22 protein-coding genes and 2 riboswitches are annotated in these 25,679 nt (G+C 59.8%); of the genes, 21 read left to right on the forward strand and 1 reads right to left on the reverse strand.

Annotated features, from left to right (window positions below):
* The first annotated feature begins 30 nt into the window (after nt 1–30).
* The 10 genes from dtd to GTO91_RS14710 all read left to right on the forward strand — a co-directional run bounded on the left by dtd (nt 31) and on the right by GTO91_RS14710 (nt 10,559).
* Entirely contained in the window at nt 31–483 is a 453-nt protein-coding gene (gene dtd / locus GTO91_RS14665) for a D-aminoacyl-tRNA deacylase (protein ID WP_161259481.1), read from the forward strand.
* Nucleotides 480–1,106 carry an MBL fold metallo-hydrolase gene (locus GTO91_RS14670; protein WP_161259482.1) on the forward strand — a complete coding sequence of 209 codons (627 nt, stop codon included), beginning with the start codon at nt 480–482 and terminating at the stop codon, nt 1,104–1,106. Before dtd ends, GTO91_RS14670 begins: the two co-directional genes overlap by 4 nt.
* Before the next feature lie 39 nt (nt 1,107–1,145).
* The gene (hemZ, locus tag GTO91_RS14675) at nt 1,146–2,714 is read left to right on the forward strand and encodes a coproporphyrinogen dehydrogenase HemZ (protein ID WP_161259483.1); all 1,569 of its coding nucleotides are present in this window, start codon (nt 1,146–1,148) and stop codon (nt 2,712–2,714) included.
* Nucleotides 2,708–3,985 (forward strand): histidine--tRNA ligase, encoded by a 1,278-nt coding sequence (gene hisS / locus GTO91_RS14680; protein WP_161259484.1) that lies wholly within the window; start codon nt 2,708–2,710, stop codon nt 3,983–3,985. The genes hemZ and hisS overlap by 7 nt, the downstream gene beginning before the upstream one ends.
* A gap of 94 nt (nt 3,986–4,079) precedes the next feature.
* Nucleotides 4,080–5,894 (forward strand): aspartate--tRNA ligase, encoded by a 1,815-nt coding sequence (gene aspS / locus GTO91_RS14685; protein ID WP_161259485.1) that lies wholly within the window; start codon nt 4,080–4,082, stop codon nt 5,892–5,894.
* Nucleotides 5,891–6,676 (forward strand): tRNA threonylcarbamoyladenosine dehydratase, encoded by a 786-nt coding sequence (locus GTO91_RS14690; RefSeq protein WP_161259486.1) that lies wholly within the window; start codon nt 5,891–5,893, stop codon nt 6,674–6,676. Before aspS ends, GTO91_RS14690 begins: the two co-directional genes overlap by 4 nt.
* A 9-nt stretch (nt 6,677–6,685) precedes the next feature.
* Nucleotides 6,686–7,000, forward strand: a complete 315-nt coding sequence (locus tag GTO91_RS14695; RefSeq protein ID WP_207709037.1) for a metal-sensitive transcriptional regulator — start codon at nt 6,686–6,688, stop codon at nt 6,998–7,000.
* 32 nt (nt 7,001–7,032) lie between these two features.
* A complete protein-coding gene (gene trxA / locus GTO91_RS14700; protein WP_161259487.1) occupies nt 7,033–7,362 on the forward strand; it encodes a thioredoxin in 330 nt (109 codons plus the stop codon).
* Nucleotides 7,363–7,567: 205 nt separating this feature from the next.
* Entirely contained in the window at nt 7,568–10,042 is a 2,475-nt protein-coding gene (locus tag GTO91_RS14705) for a two-component system response regulator (RefSeq protein ID WP_161259488.1), read from the forward strand.
* Nucleotides 10,032–10,559 (forward strand): DUF4825 domain-containing protein, encoded by a 528-nt coding sequence (locus GTO91_RS14710; protein WP_161259489.1) that lies wholly within the window; start codon nt 10,032–10,034, stop codon nt 10,557–10,559. Before GTO91_RS14705 ends, GTO91_RS14710 begins: the two co-directional genes overlap by 11 nt.
* 67 nt (nt 10,560–10,626) lie before the next feature.
* Here GTO91_RS14710 and GTO91_RS14715 read toward each other — a convergent pair whose 3' ends face one another.
* The gene (locus GTO91_RS14715; protein ID WP_161259490.1) at nt 10,627–11,397 is read right to left on the reverse strand and encodes a sporulation protein; all 771 of its coding nucleotides are present in this window, start codon (nt 11,395–11,397) and stop codon (nt 10,627–10,629) included.
* A gap of 329 nt (nt 11,398–11,726) precedes the next feature.
* On the opposite strand from GTO91_RS14715, the gene GTO91_RS14720 reads away from it, so the two are divergent.
* The 11 genes from GTO91_RS14720 (at nt 11,727) to GTO91_RS14765 (ending at nt 25,660) form a co-directional block, all read left to right on the forward strand.
* On the forward strand, nt 11,727–13,154 hold the full coding sequence (locus tag GTO91_RS14720; RefSeq protein ID WP_235919622.1) for a putative DNA modification/repair radical SAM protein: 1,428 nt from the start codon (nt 11,727–11,729) through the stop codon (nt 13,152–13,154).
* A 91-nt stretch (nt 13,155–13,245) separates the two neighbouring features.
* Nucleotides 13,246–13,434: riboswitch (cobalamin riboswitch) on the forward strand.
* A 169-nt stretch (nt 13,435–13,603) separates the two neighbouring features.
* Nucleotides 13,604–13,793, forward strand: a riboswitch (cobalamin riboswitch).
* 200 nt (nt 13,794–13,993) lie between these two features.
* Nucleotides 13,994–15,061 (forward strand): uroporphyrinogen decarboxylase/cobalamine-independent methonine synthase family protein, encoded by a 1,068-nt coding sequence (locus GTO91_RS14725; RefSeq protein ID WP_161259492.1) that lies wholly within the window; start codon nt 13,994–13,996, stop codon nt 15,059–15,061.
* Nucleotides 15,061–15,819 (forward strand): adenosylcobinamide amidohydrolase, encoded by a 759-nt coding sequence (locus GTO91_RS14730; RefSeq protein WP_161259493.1) that lies wholly within the window; start codon nt 15,061–15,063, stop codon nt 15,817–15,819. Before GTO91_RS14725 ends, GTO91_RS14730 begins: the two co-directional genes overlap by 1 nt.
* 63 nt (nt 15,820–15,882) lie before the next feature.
* Nucleotides 15,883–19,338 carry an S-layer homology domain-containing protein gene (locus tag GTO91_RS14735; protein WP_161259494.1) on the forward strand — a complete coding sequence of 1,152 codons (3,456 nt, stop codon included), beginning with the start codon at nt 15,883–15,885 and terminating at the stop codon, nt 19,336–19,338.
* Nucleotides 19,274–19,414: an S-layer homology domain-containing protein gene (locus GTO91_RS18790; protein WP_407929534.1), complete on the forward strand. Its 141-nt coding sequence runs from the start codon at nt 19,274–19,276 to the stop codon at nt 19,412–19,414. The genes GTO91_RS14735 and GTO91_RS18790 overlap by 65 nt, the downstream gene beginning before the upstream one ends.
* A gap of 19 nt (nt 19,415–19,433) precedes the next feature.
* Nucleotides 19,434–20,195 (forward strand): DUF4430 domain-containing protein, encoded by a 762-nt coding sequence (locus tag GTO91_RS14745; protein ID WP_161259496.1) that lies wholly within the window; start codon nt 19,434–19,436, stop codon nt 20,193–20,195.
* A complete protein-coding gene (locus GTO91_RS14750) occupies nt 20,192–21,157 on the forward strand; it encodes an energy-coupling factor transporter transmembrane component T family protein (RefSeq protein ID WP_161259497.1) in 966 nt (321 codons plus the stop codon). The genes GTO91_RS14745 and GTO91_RS14750 overlap by 4 nt, the downstream gene beginning before the upstream one ends.
* On the forward strand, nt 21,130–22,845 hold the full coding sequence (locus GTO91_RS14755) for an ABC transporter ATP-binding protein (RefSeq protein WP_161259498.1): 1,716 nt from the start codon (nt 21,130–21,132) through the stop codon (nt 22,843–22,845). The genes GTO91_RS14750 and GTO91_RS14755 overlap by 28 nt, the downstream gene beginning before the upstream one ends.
* Nucleotides 22,826–23,530 (forward strand): ECF transporter S component, encoded by a 705-nt coding sequence (locus GTO91_RS14760; RefSeq protein ID WP_161259499.1) that lies wholly within the window; start codon nt 22,826–22,828, stop codon nt 23,528–23,530. The genes GTO91_RS14755 and GTO91_RS14760 overlap by 20 nt, the downstream gene beginning before the upstream one ends.
* Before the next feature lie 144 nt (nt 23,531–23,674).
* Nucleotides 23,675–23,797, forward strand: a complete 123-nt coding sequence (locus GTO91_RS18475; RefSeq protein WP_268894888.1) for a hypothetical protein — start codon at nt 23,675–23,677, stop codon at nt 23,795–23,797.
* A 351-nt stretch (nt 23,798–24,148) separates the two neighbouring features.
* Nucleotides 24,149–25,660: a deoxyribodipyrimidine photo-lyase gene (locus GTO91_RS14765; protein ID WP_161259500.1), complete on the forward strand. Its 1,512-nt coding sequence runs from the start codon at nt 24,149–24,151 to the stop codon at nt 25,658–25,660.
* The last annotated feature ends 19 nt before the right edge of the window (nt 25,661–25,679 follow it).

Consider the following 25,679-nt stretch of genomic DNA (forward strand, 5'->3'; position numbering starts at 1 on the left):
AAGCAAGCGATAAGATAGGGGGATGCCTTTTTGCGCGCCTTGATCCAGCGGGTGTTGCGCGGGCGGGTGACCGTCGAGGGGAATGAGGTCGGCGCCATCGGACCGGGACTGGTTGTCCTCGTCGGCGCCGGTCAGGGTGATGGGGAAGCCGATGCCCGCTATGTGGCCGAAAAAATCGCCCACCTGCGTATTTTCGAAGATGAACAGGGAAAGATGAACCGCTCTGTCTCCGATGTGGGCGGCGAGGTCCTCGTCGTCAGCCAGTTCACCCTCTATGGCGACTGCCGCAAAGGTCGCCGGCCCGGCTTTTCCCAAGCGGCGCCGCCCGATGAGGCGCGTCGCCTCGTGGAAACGGTCGTCGAGGAATTAAGGAAGTTTAACCTGACGGTGGCCACGGGACAGTTCCAGGCCCATATGGTCGTCGAGATCATTAACGACGGCCCCGTTACGCTGATGGTGGAAGGAAGAGGAAGCGAATCATGAACATCCGCCGTTGGGAAGCAGGCATGCTCGCCGCCAACTGCTATCTCGTTCAGTGTCCTGAAACGGGCGAGGCCGCCCTCATCGATCCCGGCGGTGACGGAGAGATGCTCCTGCGCCGCGCCGGGGAAGCCAAAGCCAAGATCGTGGCCATCATCAACACCCACGGCCACGGCGACCATATCGCCGCCAATGGCGACATTAAAAAAGCGACCGGGGCGCCGCTCCTCTGCCATGAAGCAGAGGCGGCGGCCATCATCTCGCCAGGCAAGAACCTTTCCCTTTACACCGGTGTACCGATTACCAGCCCGGCGGCAGACCGGTTGCTTGAGGACGGAGACGTGATCACCATCGGGAAAACGGTCCGGTTAGAGGTGCTTCACACGCCAGGCCATACGGTCGGGGGCATCTGCCTGAAGGGAGAGGGCGTCGTCTTTACCGGGGACACCCTCTTTTATGGATCCATCGGGCGAACGGACTTTCCCGGCGGCTCCTACAGTCAGATTCTCCATTCCATCCGGGAGAAACTGCTCACCCTGCCTGACGACACGGTCGTCTACCCCGGCCACGGACCGGAGAGCACCATCGGTTTCGAGCGGGTGAACAATCCCTTTTTGGCTGATTAAATATTTGACATTGATTGCTGACGGCTTGGAGGTTATCCCATGGATGTCTGCTTGCGGGGGATGCCCCCGGGGTATGGGGTCACCCTGCAAGAAATCCTCTGGATCCATTTCCCCGGCGCCCAGTTTGTCGAGAATGACGACCTTTCGCCGGAAGGCGATTGTTTTGCCGCCACGGAGATTGAAAAAGATACAGCAGAGGTTCGCTTTCGTGAGGAAGCCGGAGGGGAAGGGCTGCCGGTGATCACGGCCCGGTTCTGCCATGCCGGCAGAGAAGGAGTGGGGCAGGCCACGCTGTCGCCCAATGGGGAGAAGGAGAGTGGCGATAGCGACACTGTTTACGACGACAACCGGCGAGAAGGGGAGAACGCCCGCCGGCGTGCCGCAAAACTCGCCCTCTTGCGGGCATTGGAGGACTACTGCGGCGCTCCGCCCAACACCTGGGGGATCCTGACGGGCGTGCGCCCGGCGAAGATCGTCCATCGCCGCCTCGACCAGGGGAAAGACCGGGAATCCATCCGGGCGGAACTGCTTCGCGATTACGCCCTCCAGCCGGAAAAGGCGGATTTGCTCCTGGAGATCGCTCTTCGGCAGCGCCCCTTTTTCTACGCCGGCCCCGATGATCGCCACAAGGCCGGCGTCTACATCGGCATCCCTTTTTGCCCCACCCGGTGCCTATACTGCTCCTTTCCCGGCTATGACGTCAAGAAATTCAAAGGCTGGCTGGAGCCCTTTCTTCATTCGTTGCGGAGGGAGATCGAGGCGGTCGGTTCGGCGCTCCGCCAGGCGGGGCGGCAGGTGCAGCATATCTACATCGGCGGCGGTACGCCGACGGCGCTGACTGCGGATCAACTGGAAGAATTGCTCCGTTGGGTCAATCAGCACCTGCGCGGTCCCGAGACGGTGGAGTTCACCCTGGAAGGCGGCCGTCCGGACACGCTGGACCGTGACAAACTGGAACGCGCCTTCGCCGGCGGCGTCAACCGGTTGAGCATCAACCCCCAGTCGATGAACGCCGATACGCTGGAACGGATCGGCCGCTGCCACCGGCCTGGCGAAGTGGTGGAGGCTGTTGAACTGGCCCGCGCCATCGGCTTTCCCGTCATCAACATGGACATGATCATCGGCCTGCCAGGCGAGGACGCCAACGCTGTCCGCAACACCTTGGATCAAATCGCCCCGCTCCGCCCCGAGAACCTGACGGTCCACACGATGGCCATCAAGCGGGCTTCGCGGCTGACGGCAGAGAGGGAACAGTGGATCCTGCCCACGGCGGATGAGGTGGAGGCCATGCTGGCCGTCACCCGCGAAGGCGCGCGCGACTTGGGGCTCGTCCCCTATTACCTGTACCGGCAGAAGCGCATCCTGGCCAATCAGGAGAATGTGGGCTACACATTGCCGGGACAGGAGTGCATCTATAACATTCATGTCATGGAGGAGCGCCAGACCATCTGGGGGCTCGGCGCCGGCGCAGCGACGAAAATCGTCCGCGCTGAAGACGGCGAGATCCTCGACTCCTGGCACAACCCGAAGGATCCCATGAACTACGTGGAGCGCCTCGACGGAATCATCGGGCGCAAACTGAAAAAACTGGAGGGAACCCTATGCTGACCGGCGCTCCGCGCGGCACCAAGGACATCCTGCCCGCCCAGTCGCGGCACTGGCAGACCCTGGAGGACACCATCCGGCGCCTCTGCCGCGAATACGGCTATGAAGAGATCCGCACCCCCATCTTTGAACACAGCGAGGTCTTCCACCGCGGCGTGGGGGAGACCACGGACATCGTCCAGAAGGAAACCTACGACTTTCAGGACCGCGGCGGCCGCGACCTGACGTTGCGCCCTGAGGGCACCGCTCCGACTGTGCGCGCCCTGCTCGAACATAAGCTCTACGCCGGCCCGTTGCCGGTGAAGGTCTACTATACAGGTCCCATGTTCCGCTTCGGCCGTCCCCAGGCAGGACGGCTGCGCCAGTTTCACCAGTTCGGCATCGAGGTCTTCGGCGCTACCGGCCCCCGCGTCGACGCCGAGGTCATCGCCATGGCCATGGACTTCTACAGCCGGCTGGGCTTGAAAAACCTGGAACTGCTCCTAAACTCCATCGGTTGCCAAGCATGCCGCCCGGCCCACCGCGAGGCCTTGCACCAGTTCTTGAGCCCGAAAGCGGGCGAACTCTGCGAGGACTGCAAAAAGCGGATGGACCGCAACCCCTTGCGGGTATTGGACTGCAAGAACCAGCGTTGCCAGGAGCTTTCCCAGGGCGCGCCGACGACGGTGAACCACCTCTGTGACGATTGCGCCAACCACTTCGCCGACGTGAAAGAACTCCTCGACGCCGCCGGCGTCGCCTACACCCTCGACGACCGCCTCGTCCGCGGCCTCGACTACTACACGAAAACAGCCTTTGAGATCGTCTCGACGGACATCGGCGCCCAGTCCTCCATCGGCGGCGGCGGCCGCTACGACCACCTCGTCGAGGCCCTCGGCGGTCCGCCCGTGCCGGGCATCGGCTTCGGCCTCGGCCTGGAGCGGGTGCTCTTGACCATGGAGAATCAGGGGCTGCTTGCCGCCGACAGCCGCGAGCAGCGGGACCTCTTCATCGCCCTGGCCGGAGAAGGCACCGCCCCAGTCGCCTTCGGCCTCGCCCAGACGCTGCGCCGGCGCGGCGTTGCAGTGGAGATGGACTACCTGGAACGCTCCCTGAAAGCCCAGATGAAAACAGCCGACCGCTTCCATGTTCCCCATGTCGTCATCGTCGGCGAAGGGGAATTGAAAGAGGGGAAGATCACCCTGCGCACAATGGCGACAGGGGAGCAGCAGCAGATTCCCCTCGACGGAGCGACGGAATATCTATATAACCTCTTGGCAAACCGGGAAAACTAGTGATCATTGCGATCATGAATGTATTTTTAGAGAGAATAGGCGCGGCGGAATGTTCCCCTTGCGCTACATAGAAGAAAGGACGATTCACCAGATTATGAGCGATATGTTCACAGGCCTGAAACGATCCCACCAGGGCGGAGACCTGCGCATCGACCATGCCGGCCAGACGGTGACCCTCATGGGCTGGGTCCAGCGCCGCCGCGACCACGGCGGACTCATCTTTGTCGACCTGCGGGACCGCTCCGGTCTCGTCCAGGTTGTCTTCAGCCTGGAAGTGGGCAAAGAGGCCTTTACCAAAGCCGAAGGCGTCCGCAACGAGTACGTCCTCGCCGTCATGGGCGACGTGCGGCCCCGTCCCGAGGGCACCGTCAACGCCAACCTGCCCAGCGGGCAGATCGAGGTCTACGCCCGCCAGCTTTGGGTTTTAAACGGCGCCAAGACGCCGCCTTTTTACATCGAAGACGACGTGGAAGTCGATGAGACGGTGCGCCTCAAGTACCGCTACCTGGACCTGCGCCGCCCGGAGATGCAACGCAACCTGATCATCCGCCACAAGACGGCCAAAGCCATGCGCGACTTCCTTGACCGCAACGGCTTTTTGGAGATCGAAACGCCCATGCTGACCAAGTCCACGCCGGAGGGCGCCCGCGAGTTCATGGTGCCGAGCCGCATCCACCCGGGCGAGTTTTTCGTCCTGCCCCAGTCGCCCCAGCTCTATAAGCAAATCCTGATGGTGGCCGGCATGGAGCGCTACTTCCAGATCGTCCGCTGCTTCCGCGACGAGGACCTGCGGGCGGATCGCCAGCCCGAGTTCACCCAACTCGATATCGAGATGTCCTTCACCCAGATGGACGACCTGCTGGCCCTCATGGAGGAGATGGTCGCCCACATCTTCAAAGAAGCCCTGGGCAAGGACATCCCCACGCCCTTCCGCCGCATCCCCTACGCAGAGGCGATGGGCCGCTACGGCTCGGACAAGCCGGACCTGCGCTTCGGCCTCGAACTGATCGATCTGACTGAAACGGTCAAAGACGTGGAGTTCAAGGTCTTCGCCAGCGTCGTCAAGGGCGGCGGCGAGGTGAAGGCCATCAACGCCAAAGGCTGCGCCCACTTCTCCCGCAAAGAGATCGACGAACTGACGAAGGGCGTCGCCGTATACGGCGCCAAGGGCCTCGCCTATATCCAGATGACCGAGGATGGACCCAAGTCGCCCATCGCCAAGTTCTTCACCGACGAACAGTTCAACGCCGTCCTGGAACGGCTCGGCGCCGAAAAAGGCGACCTGCTCCTCTTCGTGGCCGACAAGCCCTCTGTCGTGGCCGCCGCCCTCGGCTTCCTGCGCCAGGAACTGGCCCGCCGCCTCAACCTGATCGACCCGGAAAAACTGGAGTTTGCCTGGGTCGTCGACTTCCCCCTCGTCGAATATGATCCGGAAGAAAAGCGCTACAACGCCATTCACCACCCCTTCACCGCGCCGAAAGACGAGGACCTGGACCTGCTCGACAAGGAACCGGGCAAGGTGCGGGCCAAGGCCTATGACCTGGTCCTCAACGGCGTCGAACTGGGCGGCGGCTCCCTGCGCATCTACCGCCGCGACATCCAGGAAAAGATGTTCGCCACCCTCGGCATGACCCCCGAAGAAGCCTACGAGAAGTTCGGCTTCCTCCTGGACGCCTTCGATTACGGCACACCGCCCCACGGCGGCATCGCCTTCGGCCTTGACCGCATGATCATGCTGATGACCGGCCGCGACACCATACGCGACGTCATCGCCTTCCCCAAAACCCAGTCCGCCTCTGACATGATGGTCGATGCGCCGAGCGTCGTCACCCCCCGGCAGTTGAAAGACCTGCACATCAAGCTGGACCTCCCCGTCAAAGCGCCGAAAGCCGAGCCGGCCAAGAAGTGAGACAACACGCCTTTGCCAGAACGGAACTGATCATCGGCGACAAGGGGATCGAACGCCTGGCCAGCGCCACCGTGGCCGTCTTCGGGGTGGGCGGCGTCGGCTCCTTCACGGTCGAGGCCCTGGCGAGAAGCGGCGTAGGCCATCTGGTGCTGGTTGATCATGACGAGATCTGCCTGACCAATGTGAACCGGCAACTGCACGCCCTCCACTCCACCGTGGGTCGGCCCAAGGTCGAGGTCATGGCCGAGCGGGTCATGGACATCAACCCGCAGGCGAAAGTGACCTGCCACCGGCGCTTTTACGGCGTCGAGGCGGGGGAGGAGATCATCACGCCTGAACTGGACTACGTCGTCGACGCCATCGATACGGTGAAGGGGAAACTGACGATCATCGAAAAGGCCAAAGCGGTGGGCGTCCCTGTCGTCAGCGCCCTCGGCGCCGGGAACAAGCTCGATCCGACCCGCTTCCAGGTGGCCGACATCTACGAGACGACGATGGATCCGCTGGCCAAGGTGATGCGCAAGGAACTGCGCAAGCGCGGCGTTGACAAACTGAAAGTGGTCTATTCGACGGAGGCGCCGCGTCCCCTCAAAGGGGAGGCGGCCTGCGCCGACAACTGCATCTGCCCGCATCCGGAGGGTCCCTTCGGCGCATCATGTAAGCAGAAGCGCCAGATACCGGGAAGCATCTCTTTTGTCCCTTCCGTGGCCGGTTTGATCCTCGCCTCCGTCGTCGTCCGCGATATCCTTGAAGCTTCCGGTCTGTTGACAGCGGCGAAATAACCTTTTATAATGAATATGGATACGGGGTATGGGTATCCCCTGGGGGTGGCGGATCTGGAATGTACCCAATCGAAAGAGGCGCTGATCCGGCGATTAAAGAAAATTGAAGGCCAGATCAAAGGCATTCAAAAAATGATCGCTGACGACAAAGCCTGCCTCGACCTACTCGTCCAAGTCGCTGCGGCCCGGGCGGCCATCAACCGGGTTGGCACATTGATCATCATGAATCATACCCGCCGGTGCCTTTCCAACGTGCCACTCTCGGGAGAACAGGAAAAAGCGTTGGAGGAACTCGTCGACGTCCTCACCAAGTTTACCAAGTAAAATGAAAATAGTCTGAAGGAGATGGTAGACCCATGGCTAGCGCAAACGTGGTCGCCCTGACGGACGACAATTTCCGCACTCAGGTTCTGGAGTCCAGCAAACCGGTGCTTGTCGATTTCTGGGCCGCCTGGTGCGGACCCTGCAAAATGATCGCCCCCATCATCGACGAAGTCGCTGATGCTACGGCCGGCAAAGCCGTCGTCGGCAAGCTGAACGTGGACGAAAACCGCGCCATCGCCGCCGAGTATGGCATCATGTCCATCCCGACCCTGCTGGTCTTCAAAGGCGGCCAGGTCGTCGACAAGGCCATCGGGTTCAAGCCGAAGGAAGAACTGGTCAAACTGCTGAACAAACACATCTAAGGTAAAACAACTGAGGTAAAGTCCAAACCCATTTTACAGGTAGGCCGGGGCACAGCTCCGGCTTTTTGTTTTTTTACGGCGGCACAAGTCCTTTTCAGAGCTTCCACACCTGCTTGACACTGCCGGGGCATCGCTCGATAATATGAATAATGAGGGCGCAAATGTCTTTTACGGAAGTGATGGAAAGGAACGCAGGATGACAGAGTTGTGTTTAAAAAAACCCCTCATCCTGGTCGCCGATGATGATCGCGCTATGCGGCTCATGGTGCGGCGCGCCTTGGAAAAAGACGGCTACGCTGTTTTGGAAGCCGAGGATGGCGCGGCGGCCCTGGAAGCCTATGAACAGGCAGAGCCAGACATCGTCTTGATGGATGTCCTCATGCCGGTGATGGACGGATTTGCCGTTTGCGCGCAGTTGCAGACGTTCCCCCGCCACCGGCGTGTTCCCGTGCTGATGATCACCGGCCTTGACGACGACGCCTCCGTAGAAAAGGCCTACCAGTCAGGCGCAACCGACTATATCACCAAACCGATCCACTGGGCCGTGCTCCGGCAGCGGGTGCGCCGGTTGTTGCAGGCGCAGCATACGGAAAAGGCGCTGAAGGCCCGAGAAACACAACTCAGCGCCGTCGCTTCGGCGCTCGGGGAAGGCCTCATCGTCCTCGATGCGGAGGGGCGCTTGACCTTTATGAACCCGGAAGCGGAGCGGCTCCTGGGTTGGAACCTGCCCGAACTGCTGGGGAAAAACATTCATCCCATCATCCACAACCGTCGTGTGGAAGGCTTGCCTATCGCTGAAGCGGATTGCCCCGTCTTACAAACGATCGGCGTCGGCGAAACCTACCGCAGCGACGAAGATTACTTTTCCCGCAAGGATGGCGCTCTCTTTCCCGTATCACTCGTTTCTACCCCGCTGCGTGTCAATGACCGGATCACCGGGGCTGTGGCCGCCTTCCGCGACATCAGTGATCGGAAAAAGGTCGAGGAAAGGCTGCTGCTGGCCGCCAAGGTCATTGAGAATACGACAGAAGGCATCATGATCACCGACGCGGGCGGCGTCATTCAGTCGGTAAACCCGGCCTTTTGCCGATCCACAGGCTACGGCGAATCCGAGGCAATCGGCAACACCCCGCGCATCTTGAAATCAGGGCGCCATGACGGGGAATTCTACCGTAAGATGTGGAACGCCTTGCGGGAAACGGGCCAGTGGCAGGGGGAGATCTGGAACCGCCGCAAGAGCGGGGAACTGTACGCCGCCTGGCTGACGATCAGCGCTATCAAAGACAGCCACGGCCGGACCACCCAGTATGCCGCCGTTTTCAGCGACATCACCGAAGACAAGCGCAACCAGGAACGGATCAAACACCAGGCTTACCATGACGCCTTGACCGATTTGCCCAACCGGCTGCTCTTCATCGACCGTCTGACACAGGCGCTTGCCCAGGCGACGCGGAACCGTCACATGCTCGCCGTCCTCTTTCTCGACCTGGATCGGTTCAAGCAGATCAACGACACCTACGGCCATGCGTTGGGAGACTTGCTGCTGCAAGGTGTGGCGGGACGCCTGCGGCGGGCTGTCCGCGACAGCGACACGGTGGCGCGCCTCGGCGGCGACGAGTTTACGATCCTGCTGCCGCAGATCGGCAGCGTAGAAGACGCCGCCAAGGTGGCCCAGAAGATCCTGGCGTCCCTCCGCCAGCCATGGTCATTCGAAGGTATACCGCCCTTCTGCACCACCACCAGCATCGGCATCGCCGTCTGCCCGACCGACGGGGAAGAGGCGGAGACATTGATGCACAACGCCGACGCGGCCATGTACCGAGCCAAGGAGCAGGGGCGCAACCATTATCAACTCTATACACCCGAACTGAATGCCTGGGCCTTTGAACGGCTGGCTATGGAAACCCGCCTTCGCCGCGCTTTGGACCAGGGCGAATTCGTATTGTACTACCAGCCAAAGGTGGAAGCGGCCACGGGGAACCGGTGCGCTGTCGAGGCATTGATCCGCTGGCAGCACCCCGATCTGGGGCTGGTCTCGCCGATGGAGTTCCTGCGCCTGGCCGAGGATACGGGGCTGATCGTGCCTATCGGCGAATGGTGCCTGGAGGAAGCCTGCGTCCGCAACAAGGCTTGGCAGGATGCAGGCTTGCCGCCCGTGCGGATGGCCGTCAACCTGTCGGCGCGCCAGTTTCAACATCCGAATCTGCTCGCCACGGTGAAAAAGGCGCTGCAAAAGAGCGGCTTGCCACCTGCCTGGCTGGAACTCGAAATCAGCGAGGAAGTCATCCTGTGTTTCGCTGATTTATCCCCCATTGTGCTGGGCGATTTGAAATCGCTCGGCGTAAGCCTGACTATGGATCAGTACGGAAAACGCAACAGCCGCATTACGCTATTGCAGAAGTTGCCCATCGACAGGGTGAAAATCGCTGCGCCCCAGGTCGTCGATCTGAGCGCCTGCCATGATGCCCGGGAGAGCGTCAAGGCATTGATCGCCCTTGCCCGCAGCCTCGGTCTGCGTGTAGCCGCCGACGGCGTCGGGACGAGAGAACAGTGCGATTTTCTGACGGCAGCCGGTTGTGACGAGATACAGGGACATCTCTTCAGCGACCCTTTATCGGCTGAGGAGATGGGCCTGAAATTGGGCGACGAAGCAAATCGGGAGAAGTCACATGAATCATAAACTCAAGATTGCAACATCTGCTATGATCATCCTATTGCTAGGCCTGTCTGGCTGCGCAGCCAATCCCGCTACGAAATTAAGTCCTAAAGAAAACCGCGTTGCCCAAGGCGAAATCAATACATTGCTGAGATACAAAGGCGCTTACGTGGGGGATAATAGCGCAGTAGGCAACATCATTTCCATCCTGCCTGCCAACATGTATAACGCAGGATTTCGTTTGGATACAGACAGAGAGCCCTATGGAATTACCGTCAACTATCAAGCAAATCAAAGATTAGGCCCAGAGGATTATCATCATTTTTGGAGCCAAAACAAACCGGAGGCAGTATTAGAAAAGAACGCAGTTGTATTATTATCTCTTATCCATAATGCAAGCTTCGTTCAGTTCAATGTACAAGATATAGCGGAGAAATCATGCCGTTTTACTAGAACGGATTTGGAACAAAAATACGGAGGGGCGTTACCGGAGTTATTTAAAGATGAGGTTTCGTTAAAAAAACTTTTAAGTGAGTCATAAGAAAAAGGTATCCATATGAAAAAAAGATGGAACCCCGTGCTGTCGTCAGCAACGGGGTTCCGTTTTTTCATGAAAAATCTTCGATAACCTGCTTCAACCGCTCTGCCAGATAGGCTGTCCCTTGGGCGATCTCCTGCTGGCTCAATGACAGGCGGATCCGGGTTTCATCCATGTCGGCCGCCTCCAGCAACAATCCTGACAGGCCGCGGGCCTTGCGATCGATCTCCAAAAGAAGGTCGATCCCGCCAGATTCGGGGAGATAGGCCACTTCCAGTTCATCAAGGCTGCGCTGGAAGTGGCGCGTTGGCTTGTATTCAAAGTTTTGAATGAAGGGGACGCCTCGTCCCGCCCGGGACGCCTCGTTTTTGACTTTGTAAAGGCGGAAGCCCAGTTGATCGATCGCTTCCATCACAGCGGCCATGTTCGGGTGGGGCTGCACCTGCAGGTGGTCTGTATCGGAGGGATCGATGGCCATGTCTACTTCCAGTTCCGTCTGCACCCAGACAGGGGTGTGACCGATCGAGACTGGGGTGTAGGGGGAGAGGCAGAAGGAGAAGGGGATCTCCCGTTCGTCGCCTGGCTGCAGGTCGATGCGCAGGTTGATGTCCACCTTCTGCACCAGGGCGTTCACCGTCACCTTGCGGTCATCGGACTCTGTTTCATATTGAGTCATCACCATCAGGCCGATTTTTTCAATCTGCTGCGCCACGCCGCCGCCCTTGATCTGGATGACGCCGCTCACGTCAGAACCGGCCGTCACCGTCTGCTGATGGAAAATGGCATTGACCTTGGCGCCGCCAATTCCGATGCTGGCCAGAGCTTTTTTGAAAAAACTCATCTGCGGTCCTCCTTTTTCATCAAAATGGAACTCCCAACCATGTCCTAAATCCAGTGTAACCGGAATAGGCCTGTCTATCAACGCTGAAGTAGACAGTGAAGAAAAAATCAAGGCAAAGAAAATATGAACCCTATTGCATGATCCGGTTGCTTGTGGGAAGCCAATCCGTTATGATAAAAATGATATCGAATTGGAACACTTGTACCAATCGACGCTTCTTTCTGAGTCAGTCGTTTGCGTCCTGCATTCTGCGTATCTGGAGAGTCCAAAATGTAACATATCAAACAATTTACCGTATCATTACATTTTTTCGACGGGCGATGATGGCGATGAACTTAAGCGAAAAACTGCAGATCTTATCGACGGCGGCTAAATACGATGTCTCCTGTTCCTCCAGCGGCAGCAACCGGGGGAGGAAGGCGGGCGCCATCGGCAGCACCGCTTCTTCCGGCATCTGCCACAGCTGGTCTGACGATGGACGCTGCATCTCCCTGCTCAAAGTCCTCTTCTCCAACGTCTGCTGTTATGACTGCTCCTTCTGTGTCAACCGCGTCTCCAACGACGTTCCCCGGGCTTCCTTTACGCCCGACGAATTGGCCGATCTGACGATCAACTTTTACCGCCGCAACTACATCGAAGGGCTCTTCCTCAGTTCCGCCATCGAGAAGGGGCCGGACCACACGATGGAGCAACTGGTGCGGACCGTCCGCAAGTTGCGTAACGAATACCGCTTTAACGGATACATCCACTTAAAGGCCATTCCTGGCGCAGACAGCCGGCTCATTGCCGAGGCCGGTTCCCTCGTCGACCGCATGAGCGTCAACATCGAACTGCCCACCAGTGAAGGCTTGCGACGCCTCGCTCCCCAGAAAAAAAAGGAAAACATCCTTAGGCCGATGGGGCAGATCACCGGCGCCATCACTCAGAACCGGGAGGAGCGACGGCAGTTTCGCCGGACGCCCGCCTTCGTCCCGGCAGGCCAGAGCACCCAACTGATCATCGGGGCGACCCCCGAATCAGACAGGCAGATTTTCACCCTCGCCGAGGGCCTCTACCGCAAGTTCCAACTGAAGCGCGTCTACTACTCGGCCTATGTCCCTGTCAGCGTCGATCCGCGCCTGCCTTCGCTGCCGGCGCCGCCCCTGTTGCGGGAGCACCGGCTCTACCAGGCCGACTGGCTGCTGCGCTTTTACGACTTTCAGGCCGATGAGATTGTCGACGCCGACAACCCAAACCTGGACCTGGAATTGGACCCCAAGACCGGCTGGGCGCTGCGCCACCTCGGCTTTTTCCCCGTCGAGATCAACCGCGCCGACTACCGCACCCTCCTGCGTGTGCCTGGCATCGGCGTCAAGTCGGCCAAGCGCATCCTCGCGGCCCGGCGGGTGGGACGGATCCAGTTTGAGCACCTAGGGCGGATGGGCGTCGTCATGAAGCGGGCGCGCTACTTCGTCACCTGCAACGGCAGGTATTACGGCGAAATCGGGCCGGATGCGGCCAGCCTCCGGCAGCAGTTGGTGATGCCGGAGCGGGGGGCGATTAAAGGAATGGCTGGCGGGGAACAGTTGACGTTATTTGGAGAAGAGATGGGGGCGGGATTGGCGATGCCGGCGCTGGAGACTCCGACTACGCTGATGCTTCCGGCAAGTCCAAAAGTCACTGCCGACACGTCATTATCACCAGGTCTTGCCTACCCGGCGCTGTTTTTGCCCGCTCCCGTTGAGGATCAGTGGTCGATGGTGACGGGGGATTTATAGGGGCCGTCGGATAAGGGGACGGCGGCCTTCGAAAAAGGGGGCGGCCATGAAGGAATTGTCCTCTTCATCGCGAACATACTAACCTGTAAACCGAATATGTCTGGGAACAGGTCACCTGTCCGGAGGACAGGTGTGAAAAGGGAAGCCGGTGCAATACCGGCGCGGTCCCGCCACTGTGAGAGGGAGGCCCCCCGTGCGATGTCACTGGCGCGATGCCGGGAAGACGCGGAGGCGGCTCATGATCTCGAGCCAGGAGACCTGCCTGTTCTGACACTGCCAGTGTACCTACGCGGATAGGGAGGTGGTCTGCTTTGCCGTTCATGCATTGCCGTCTTGGGATGCGTCACGGCCCGAGTGAACCATGACCTTAGCCGAAAGGCTGAGGTTTTTTGCGTTCCAAGGGCGGATAAGGCATTTTTTCTGTTCCTTCCTCATAGGAAAGGAATGACAACTGAATCATGCGAACAGGTCGCCGCCCGAAGGGCAGGCGTGAAAAGGGAAGTCCGGTGCAATGCCGGCGCGGTCCCGCCACTGTAAGGGTGTGATGAGGCTCTTCCATGTCACTGGCAGCATGCTGCCGGGAAGACAGAGCCCCAGATGACCCCGAGCCAGGAGACCTGCCTGTTCGTGATCACCGGTCGAACCTACGGAGGATAGGGAGGTGATGAAGGCGAAAGGCGCATTCGCAGGCGCTTGGCGTGCTGTTCATCATTCTGCCCCCAGTCGATCGGCTGGGGGTTTTTGCATGTCCGATTCATTCCATTTGTCGACTAGGCGATTTCGATCTAACTGCGCAATTCTCGCGCAACCGCCAGCGACACACAAAAGGAGGACACACCATGTTATACCCTGGCGTCACTACCGGGATTGGAAGTCTGCCTCATGGTGATGTAGAAAGCGCCATGGCGGTCATCCGCCACTTTTGCCCGGAGCTGCCCCATTGGCCCCAACTGCATCTAAAGTATGCCGGCGACAGTCTACTGGCTGCCGCGCTATCGCCTTTGCAACGGGTAGAGCTGATCACAGGAAAAACCAACGGCTATCCGGTGATCGACACAAGAGCCGATAGCTTCCCCGATGCCTTGTCCGCTTTCTATGAGGCTTACGAGAACGAGGCGGCCTGTTGGATCCACCTCCATGAAGAGTCTCCCTTTCATATCGATCAAGATAGTTACCTGGCCTTCAAATCGACGATCACCGATGCGCCTCGCCAGTGGCCTGACGTGGCCGCCCTCCAAGGTGAGATCCTCGGCCCGCTCACGCTGGCTTTGAATGTCGTCGATGGCAAAGGGCGCGCCGTGATGCATGAGCGTCTCTTATGGGATGTTCTCTGCAAGAACTGCGCCATGAACGCCGCCTGGCAGGTCAAGGACCTGCGCAGAACGGGGCATCCCGTGCTGTTGATGATCGATGAGCCGGCGATGATCGGATTTGACGATTGTGATCAGGATTCGTTAACGGCGCATGACCTGCAAAGAGGCATGGAGGAAATCATCGTGGCCATCAAACGCATGGGCGGCCTGGCCGGCATCCATGTCTGCGGGCCTGCCGATGGATCCATCCTCTTCGCCAGCGGCGCTGATGTGGTGGGATTTGACGCCTATCGCTCCATCGATACCCTTACCCGTCATATCCCGGAACTGATCGCCTTTCTCGAACGGGGCGGCTGGCTGGCCTGGGGGATCGTGCCGGTCACCGGCGCCTTTGCCCATGAAACCGCCCTTTCCCTGACGCAGCGGCTCCACCAGCAGATCGATGAGTTGACGCGCTTGGGCGTTCCGGAGGCGTTGCTCCTGCGGCAGACGGCGCTCACCCCGGCTTGCGGCGCAGGAAGTCTATCCGAGGAAGAGGCGGAAGCGGTGTACGGTCGGCTGCGCGAGGTGTCGACGCTCTGGGGTTGGTATTAATGATACCGGTGACGCCGGCGCCGGGAAGCTGGCGTGCCCTCCTCCCTGGACTGCGCGGTCGCCTCGAAAAAGAGTGCATCCTCATCGCCGCCGATACATCCTGGCGCTGTGTCAGTTCAGGCATCCTCGGCGGGGGGATCAACGAAAAACGGTTTTTTGTCAACCGGCAGGTGCACAAAGATTATGATGACCGCCAGCCGCAACGCGAGATGATCGCTTTTCTCACGGGCGCTTTCCCCGATTGCCCCATCGACCAAACGACTGCGTTGATGACAGCCGCCTGGGTCTCCCAGGCGGCTTGGATGCAGAACCGCTGCGGCGACATCGGCCTCTCCGTGGTGGTGACAGCCGGTGTGAGCAACGCCTGCGCCGCCGGTGTCACCCCCTGCTGGGAAGGGACGCCAGGAACCGGGACGATCAACATCATGGCTTTTCTGGATCATCACCTCACAGACGGGGCGCTGATCAACGCCGTGCAGACCATCACAGAAGCCAAAAGCCGGGTACTACGGGAATTGCGTATCTGTTGCGCCCAGACAGGCGACTGGGCGACCGGGACAGGGACCGACGCTGTGGTGGTGGCCGCCCGGCCTGGCGGTGAGCCGCTGGAGTATGCCGGGCCGACGACACGGCTTGGCGCCTTGCTAGCCGTCACCGCCGGCGCAGCCGTGCGGCAGGCTGTTCAAGCCTACTTGAGCGCAACAGGCCGCCGCGAGCCGAAAGCGAAGGAAGCGAAGCAAACGAAGGAAAGGACATAAACGGGATTCAGGCAAAAACACAGGGTCGAAAACACAGCTAGATGAACGAAAGGATGGATGGTTTTGCATCCCTTTTATCGCGCCAACCAGAGCAGCCGAAAAACAGCGGCGCTGGTGATGGCTTTCCTGCTCCTTTGGAGCTTTTGCCTACCCCTTTTCACAGCCCATGCGGCGTCAGGAGATCCGTCCGTCCAGGCCGGTCAGTTGGCCGGCAAGGCCGTCGATTTCATCCACAATAAGGCGAGTAGCGGAGAACCTGTTGACGGTTATACGGCTGCCGCGCTAATCGCGGCAAAGGAGGATCTGAGCGCAGCCAAATGGACGCCGCCTTATTCCTTATCTGTGCAAAAACAAAGGATTGCCGAGGCCGATGCCCTCACGATCGGGTCTGAACTGGGAAGCAAAAACAACCTGATTACATACCTTTTGGCCAACCAAAATGCCGACGGCAGTTTCGGTCCTTTTGCCAACGAGTATGGGTCCAAGGTCAGCCTGGAAGCCTTGGCCCGGCTCAAAAGCGATGTCCCCGCCGGTCCCCTGAAGGAACGGGTCGAACAGGCGATCGCCAAAGGGGTCGCCTTTCTGCGGGAGCGCTATGTCCAGAGCGTTGAAACCTATTCGAACGCCGGTTTCGCTTCCTTTGACGCCCGCTTCGTCTCCGCGCTGGCCCTTGCCGGCGAGGATTTGACACAGGCCCACTGGCTGAAAAACGGAAAAACGCTGCGGGAGCAGGCCGTCGCCGATGCCGTCTATGCTGCGGACCATCCCGGTGGGAAGAGCGTCACCGAGTTGTCCAAGCACCTGACAGCCCTGTCTCAACTAGACCCGAGTCATGCAAAGATAAGTGTTCTGGCGGAAGCCATTCGCAATCAGAAGCAAACCGTCGGCGACAGCGTCTACTTTGGCGCGTCTCTCTACGAAGATACGGCCGTATTACAGGCGCTGGGACAGTGCAACCAAATGGGGGACGTTGACCCGGCCAAGGCACTCTCCTATATCAACCGGTTCCGCGCGGCCCACAGTGATGACTGGGGAGCGCCGGCAGGGTTCGCCTACGGCAGTTACAGCCCCAAGGAACCGGAATTGACAGCCCAGGTATTGGCAGCCCTTTCCGGATTTACGGCGGGAGCGGGCATCAGCGGGGCCATTCATGACATCCAGACCTACCTCAAATCGATCCAGCACAAGGATACGGCGGCCATCCCAGTATCCGGCGACAGCACCACCGCCACCGCCGAAACACTGATCGCCTTGAAGCGGCTCGGCCTCACCTATACGCAATACGGGGGAGACGAGGGGGAATGGTCAAAAGCCCCCCGCGTCAAACCGATGGCGCTCTCCCTCCTGGCCATGCAAGCATTGCAGGAGCAAAATCGCGCCAACAAGCTGGCAGACCTGCTCCTGGCGCGTCACACAGCGCAAGCCGGCTTTTCCAACAGCATCTACAGCGACAGTTGGGCCTATCTGGCCCTGGAGGAAACCGGAAAAATCGCTGCGATCAAGGAAGACGCCCGCGCCTGTCTGTTGAGCAAGCAACAACAGAACGCCCCAAACAAAGGCGCTTGGGGCGAGTCTTTCGACGGTGTCTTCTATGCCGACTTCCTGGCCACAGCCCAAGCGATCCGAGCGATGAAAGGGTTGCCCAGAATGGATGGCGACGCCGCTGTTCAACAGGCGATTACTGACGGGCTGGCCTACTTGAAAAGTAAACAACAGGCAGACGGCGGTTTCGGCGGTGTCTTTGACGACCCGGTCGTCGACACGGCGGAAATGATCGTCACCATGAAAAAGCTGGGCCTGAATCCGGCTGAACTGAAAAACAGCAACCAACAGAGTCCTGTCGATTGGATGTTGACGAAGGCCCTCAACGATGACGGCAGCTTCGGCGGCAGCAAGAACGTCTTCGGCGCTACGGAAGCCTTAACCGCCTACCAAGCGTTGGGCAGTCCGCCTTCCGGCAGCGGATCGTCGGCCGGCGGGTCATCAGGTGGCGGGACGCCGGCGCAAGATGACGCAGCACAGGTGTCTCTCGCCGTGATCGGCAAGTCCGGCGAAAAACTCTTCGGTCCTGCCACCGTCACCGCGCGCAGGGATGGGCGCTGGGGGATAACCGCCCTGGGAACGCTGGAAGGCGCCGGCTTGAGCTACTCCGAGGGAAGCGGCTTCGTGACGTCTATCGCCGGCCAAGCCAATCAGGGAATGGCCGGTTGGATGTATAAGGTGAACGATGTCACCCCGATGGCGCCTGCCAAAGACCAGGCGGTGAAATCGGGAGACAAGGTGATCTGGTGGTACAGCGTGGACATGAACAATCCCGGACCGACCTGGTCGGACGTGATCAGCGGCAAATCGCTGGCAAGCGGAGCGCAGTCGGCGAATACCGTCCCAAGCGGTGTCACTGAACAAAACAGTCGTTTCCCCAAAGCGTTGCAGGCATCTGATCAAGCGATAAAGGCATTAGAGCGCTTGAAAAAAGAGGTTGCCTCGACCGCCCTGGCGCAGGAAAATCCTATCGACGCGCTCGGCAACGATGGGTTAGCCCTGGTGGTGTCAGGCGAGTTTCAGCCGCTCACCGAAGCGGCCTATCAACAACAGCAACGCGAACTGGCCGACAATCGCGTGTCCTTGCAGCAGGAGGTAAAGGCCGATCAAGGGGCGGTCATCACCGACGCCAAGGGAGAAGTCGCCCTGGCGGCGCCAGCCAAGGCGTTGAGCAGGGACATGAAACTGACCATCCAGGAAACGGCGCACCCTCCTGCTACAGAGCAATCGGCTCAACAGGCGCCGGCAGGGTTTCAGTTCCTATCGTCCCTCTACCGGTTCGGTCCTGACGGAACGACCTTTGCCGAACCGGTCACCATCGCTCTGCGCGTGGCGCTGCCACCACTGGTAAGCCCCGAGGATGTGACGCTGGCAGTCTTCGATACGAAAGCAAAGGGTTGGGTAACGGTGCCTGCCGTCTATGACGCTGCCAAAGGCGTGTTTCTGACGCAACTTCGTCATTTTTCCGATTATGCCGTCTTGGCAAGAGAGATGCCCGAGGCGCTTCCGGCCATGGCGAAAGTCCAAGATTCCTTTGCCGATCTGGCGGGATTCGATTGGGCCGCCGAGAGCATCCGGCGGTTGTCTGAGGTCGATATCCTCCGCGGTGTTGCGCCGGGCCGGTTTGAACCGAGCCGGACCGTCACACGGGCCGAGTTCGCCGCATTGCTGGTTCGCAGCCGGCAACTGCCGGCATCAGGAAAGGCGAATTTCCGCGATGTGCAAGCGGGGGATTGGTTCGCCCCGATAGTGGCCGCCGCAGCCGAGGCCGGCATCGTCAACGGTGATCCTGATGGCGCCTTCCGGCCCAATGAACCGGATCACCCGGGAAGAGATGGCCGTCATGTTAGGCAAATCGCTCCGGTGGCAGCAGGCAGATATGGAAGGGGCGCCCTTCACCGATCAGGAAGCGATTTCAACTTGGGCGCGCCCCTGGGTCGCCCAAGCGGTCAAGAAAGGCCTGCTGCGCGGATATGAAGACGGCAGCTTCCGGCCCCAGGCGGAGGCCAACCGGGCCGAGGCGGCGGCGCTCATCGACAAGTTGATGCAGTAGTTCTAGGGAGGTGAGGGTGATGGGCAAGCGAATCGGCTGGCACTGGGGATTTTTGCTGATCCTCCTGGCCCTGTTGTTTGGCGCAGTCTCTCTTTCCGGACGAAGCGGCGCGCCGGAGAACGCGCAGGCTGCGCCGATCACGTCTGCTGATAAGGCTGCTTTCAATAAAGCGCAAGGGGCGGTCGCAAAAGAGCCACCTGTTCTTCAAAGCACTCCAACTCAATCGAGTGAGGAAGGAACGCAAAAGAGCGAACCTTCCTCACCTGCGCCCACGGAGCCGACGAAAGGCATAGAAAAGGCCGCCTCAGTGATGAGCAAGCCAGCCGAGGTGCCTACGGCGACAGGCGGCGAACAGCAGGCGAGTGAAGGGCAGGCAAGCGGAGGGAAAGAGGCCTTTACGGACAGAGAGAGCCCCAAAGGTCTCTCTGTCTCGATTGCCGTCGTCGGCCAAAAGGGGGAACTGCTCTTCGGACCGGAGAGCGTCCTGATTAAAGACGATAACCGTTGGGGAAAGACGCCCCTGGGAGCGCTCGACGCCACAGGATTGCGTTATGGCATGGGCGCCGGCTTCGGAAGCTTTGTCACCAGCATCAACGGTCAGGCCAACCGGGGGATGCGCGGCTGGATGTACAAGGTGAATGACGAGACGCCCATGGTGGCCGCCAACGAAAAAACAGTGCAAAGCGATGACCGGATCGTCTGGTGGTACAGCAATGAGATGGATGCGCCGAGCCCCGATTGGAAGGCGTTGCTTCAACAAAAACAAGGAGGAAGGCCATGAACGACGTGGGCACAGAAGACGCCGCTCAGGACCCGAATCAGGGTGGCCATGTGCAGGCAAGCGCCTCGATTCTGACAGGTCTGCACCCCGTGGCTGCTTTGAGCTACGCGGTTGCGCTGCTCTTTCTGCTCATGTTTATCGACCACCCTCTCTTTCTCGCCGGCGTCTTTGCGGTTCAAGCCGTTACGATTGCGGCTTTAGGAAGGTGGGCGCGGTGGAACGAAGCCATGGGCTTTGCCTTGCCGATGAGCGCCCTGATCCTGCTCATCAACCCGCTCCTGGTGCGGGCCGGGGAGACGGTCCTCTGGATCGGTCCGACGATACCGCTTCTGGGGCCGCTGTTCATCACCGTGGAAGCCGTGGCCTACGGCGCGGCCATGGCCTTGAAACTGCTCAATGTTCTCAGCCTCTTCTTCATCTATAGCGGCATGGTCTCCCCTGACGACCTGCTGCGTCTCTTCTCCAGGTTGGCCTTTCGCTCGACCCTGGTGATCTCCCTGGCGACGCGGCTCTTTCCGACGATGCGCCGGCGGCTGGAACGGATCCGCGAGATCCAGGAACTGCGCGGCATCCGTTTTGATGAGGGGACCATCCGGGAGCGGGTGGGCAAGTATGCCGGACTGGTGGAAGCGCTGCTTCTGTCGTCACTGGAAGATTCGTGGGAAACGGCGGAGGCGATGGAGGCGCGCGCCTTTGGCGTCGGCCCCCGTACGAGCCACCGCCGGAAGCTCTGGCGGCGGAGGGACAGCATCTGCCTGAGCGGCGCGCTCCTGTCCCTCTTCACCGCTGTCGCGGGCGCCTGGGAAGGAATGCTGCTCTACGCCTACTACCCGGCACTCGATCCCCTTCACGGCGATGTCAAGACGCTTACGGCTTTGGCATGTGTCCTGGCGGGGCTGCTGATCCCGGTAATCCTGCATTGGGGGTGGCGCAAATGGACCTTTATTCGCTCCGCGATCTAACCTACTTCTATCCTGAAAAAAGGCAGCCTGCCCTGCGCATTGACGGCTTGCGCATCGAAGACGGGGAGTTTGTCCTGGTGTCCGGTCAATCCGGATCAGGAAAGTCAACGCTGGCCCGGGCCTTGGCGGGGCTCGTTCCCCGTTTTTACGGCGGCCGGTTCAGCGGTGAACTGCGTTATCGAGGCCGTCCGCTGCTCGATCTGCCTCGCCGGGACCTCGCCCGGGAGGTGGGCATCGTCTTTCAAGACCCGGAAAAGCAACTGGTCATGACAGAGCCGGAAGCGGAAATCGCCTTCGGATTAGAGAATCTGGGCCTTTCCCCAGCCGATATGGCGGCGCGGATCGCCGAGGTGATGAACTTCTTTCAAATATCTGCGTTGAAGGGACGGGAAATCTGGACACTGTCCGGCGGACAGCAGCAAAAGGTGGCCCTCGCGTCGGCGCTGGCCATGCAGCCGCGGGTCCTCATCCTCGATGAGCCCACATCCCAACTGGACCCGGTTGCTGCCGAGGAAATCCTCGGTCTTGTCAAGCGGCTGAATGAGGACCTGGCGATGACCATCGTGCTGGTGGAGCAGCGCTTGGACCGGTGCTTTCATCTGGCCGACCGTGTCTTGTACATGGAAGAAGGGACTATCGCTTTTGATGGTTCGCCTGGGGAGATGGCCCAGTGGGGCGCCTGTCGATCAAGCTCCCTTGTACCGCCGGTAGCGCGTTTTTTCGCCGGGATGGGTCTGGCGCCCGTCCCGATCACTGTAAAAGCAGGGCGAAAGGCCCTTTCGGCGCTGCTTCCCCGGGAAAGCGATCAGGAACATGCGCTCCCCACATCACCCCCCACAACGATCCCCCCAGACCCTCCTCGCGACGCCTCGTTATTACTGGATAGGGTCTGGTTCACCTACCCAGATGGGTGGGCGGCGTTGCAGGATGTCAGCCTGAGCGCAGCGCCGGGAGATTTTTTGGCTCTCCTGGGACCGAACGGCGCCGGCAAGTCGACACTCTTGCGGCTCATCGCCGGGCTATTAAAACCGGGGCGGGGCCGTTGTTCCCTGTCGTTGGCAAAGCAAGAGGTCCGCTCCGTCCATTCCGGCGGGCGGATCGGCTATCTGGCCCAAAATCCGAACGACTACCTGCTCCAGGACACGGTGGAAGCGGAAGTCGCCTTCGGGCGGCGCAATTTCGGCCTCCCCGACAATGGAACGGTGGAGAGGCTCTTGCAAGAGCTTCGCCTCGAAGCATACCGGGGCGTCCATCCCCGCGATTTGAGCGGCGGAGAACGGCAACGGGTGGCCATCGCCGCTGTCTTGGCCACCGATCCGGAACTCCTCCTGCTCGATGAACCGACGCGGGGAATGGATGAGCGGCTGAAAGACGAACTGGGCGAACTGTTGCGCCGGCGGATCGACGGCGGGGCTTCTGTGATCCTGGTCAGCCATGATGTGGAGTTCGTCGCCCGCTACGCGACGCGTGTGGCGCTCCTTGACGGCGGCAGGGTGGTCAGAGAGGGCGACCTGTTGCCGGTGCTGGGGGAATCCCTCTTTTACTCGACCCAGATCGGCCGCTTGTTCCGCCATGCAGCGCCCCATCTCCTGACGCCGGAAGCCGCCTGGTCAGCCTTTCGGGATGTGGGCCGGCGAAAAAAAGCGGAGGGAAGGGAGACGAGCGCCCATGTGGCCCGCTTGGCCTAAGTTGCAAGTCCCGCTCATCTTGGCGCTGGCCGCCGGTTCCCTCTTTGCCAGCCTGATCGGGAGAAACATCGTTGGGCGGCAGGGTTGGGGGTTGTTGGCCCTGGAGATGGTCTTCCTGGCGCTGTTATTGCTCTTCTGGGCTTTTGAGCGAAAAGAGATCTGTTCCCGCGAACTATCCATGATCGCCGTCCTGGGCGCGCTGGCGGCAGTGGGAAGGGTCCCTTTTTCCGCATTGATGGGCATTCAGCCGGTCACTTTTTTGACGATCCTGTCAGGCGCGGTCTTCGGTCCCCGGGCAGGGTTCATGGTCGGGGCAACGGCAGCGATCGTGTCCAATTTTTTTCTCGGCCAGGGACCCTGGACACCATGGCAGATGTTCAGTTGGGGCATGGCCGGGGTGTCGGCGGGATTGCTGACCCGCTATTATCCGGACATCGGGCGGCTTTGGATGCTCGCCTTTCTCTTTGCCTGGGGTTATCTCTACGGGTGGATCATGAACTTCTGGCACTGGAGCGCCTTTGTCCATCCTCATACAGGGCAGTCCTTTTTGCTCACCTATCTGGCCAGCCTGTCCTTTGACACGGTCCATGCCATCGGCAACTGCCTCTTTTACGCCCTTTTTGGCAAACGATTTACGATGATACTCCAGCGTTTTCGCAACAAGTTGCGGGTGGCGGTGACATAAAAAGGGACTCGCTGAAAGTCAAATCTTTATAAGGTCCCATCCTGTCAAGATACAACACGTCCATTTTCTGTAACAGATGTAGTGTGGCCTGAGTATCCTGTTAATGGATAAAATTACCATACAGCTCAAAAAGGAGGGTTCCATATGGGCAATGCATACGGCTTCTTTGGCGGCGGCTTCGGTGTTGTGGCCGGCCTCGTCATCACGCTGATCATTATCGGCGCTTTCTATCCCCACATCGTTGGCTTCGGGTACGGCGCTCAATAACGTAATTGAAAGGAGGAGGCATTATGGGAGCCGTTTGTGGCGGAGGTTATTTCGGTAACAACATTGTGGCTTTGGCCATTCTCATCATTATTATCGCGATCTTGGGTACAGGATTCGGATTCGGGTACGGCGGAGGTTTCTAATCGAAAAACGAAAAAAAAAGCGTGAGCGGCGAGCCGCCCACGCTTTTTTTTTCGTTGTATTTGCAATGTGACCGGTTTCAATGATAAGTTAAAACGATAAGGTCACATTTGCAGGTCACTTCTGCCGGTCACGTGAACACAAGACAGAGGCGTAAACGTTACAGAAGACATCTTTCAAACACTGCATAACATAGGAGGCTAAAACCGATTGATTCACCGTGAACGTATCCGTCACCTCACCAGTGCGCCCCCACGTCCGGGGCGATATGTGCTTTATTGGATGCAGGCCAGCCAGCGGGCCGAATGGAACCATGCCCTGGAGTACGCCATCCGGGAGGCCAACAAACTGGGCCTCCCGTTGCTCGTCTTTTTCGGCGTCACAGGCGGCGTTCCCGGCGCGAAGGCGCGCCATTACCGTTTCATGCTGGAGGGGCTCTGTGATGTCCGGGAGACACTGCGCCGCCGGGGCATCGCTATGATCGTCCGGCGCATTCCCCCGGTCGATGGCGTCATTGCGCTGGCTCAAAAAGCCGCCCTCGTCGTCACGGACCGGGGATACCTGCGCTACCAGCGACAGTGGCGGGAGGCTGTCGCCGCCCGGATCGACGGCCCCTTTGTTCAGGTGGAAAGCGATGTCATCGTCCCGGTTGAGACGGCGTCGCCGAAAGAGGAGTATGCGGCAGCCACGTTCCGGCCCAAGATCAAAAGGCTACTGGACACTTTCCTGGTCCCATTGGAGGAGCGGGATACGGACTGCCCGGCCCCGGATGCGGAAGCATTGCTCGATGAGGAGCTTCCCGGAGAGCCGGTTTTTGCCGCCTCCGCTGATTCCCTGTCCTCGATCCTGGCCGCCTTGTCCGTCGACTCCTCCATCCCCCCGGCCTTGGGCTGGCGGGGCGGTTCCCAGGAGGCCCACCGTCGCCTCGACGACTTCCTACGCAGGAAGCTCTCCCGCTACCATGAAGACAAAAACGACCCCTCCCTCGACAGCCTCTCCGAGTTGAGCCCGTACCTGCATTTCGGCCAGATCTCGCCGCTGGAGGTGGCATTGAAGGCCCGGCAGGCCATTGGAACTGGCACATCCCTCGATAGGACAGGCCCAGCCCTCGACGGGGTCGGCGCATTCCCCACTGCAACAGACGCGAACCCCGGCCTGGCCGCCTTTTTAGAAGAACTGATCGTCCGCCGCGAACTGGCCATGAACTTCGTTTTCTACAACCCCGCCTACGACCAATTCGCCGCCCTGCCCGCCTGGGCGCAGGCGACGTTGCATACGCACCGGTCCGATAGCAGAGAATTCAACTATACAAAGACGGAATTGGCCGAGGCCCGCACCCATGACCGCTACTGGAACGCCGCCCAGAAAGAACTCGTCCTGCGTGGCAAGATGCACGGCTACATGCGCATGTACTGGGGCAAGAAGATCCTCGAATGGACGGTCGATCCGGAGACGGCCTACCGGATCGCCGTCGAACTGAACGACACCTACGCCCTCGACGGTCGCGACCCCAACGGCTACACCGGCATCGCCTGGTGCTTCGGCAAGCATGACCGGCCCTGGGGCGAGCGGGCCATCTTCGGCAAAGTCCGTTACATGAACGCCGCCGGCCTGCGCCGTAAATTCGACATCGAGGCCTATGTCCGGCGTGTCGAAAACCTGGTCGATAGAAACGAAAAATCGCAAAATCCGGGGTTTGACAAATCCCGAGTGCCATGGTAAACTATGCCCCAAGAAATCC

Origin of the sequence: Heliomicrobium undosum (assembly GCF_009877425.1) — a bacterium.
Taxonomy (GTDB): Bacteria; Bacillota; Desulfitobacteriia; order Heliobacteriales; family Heliobacteriaceae; genus Heliomicrobium; species Heliomicrobium undosum.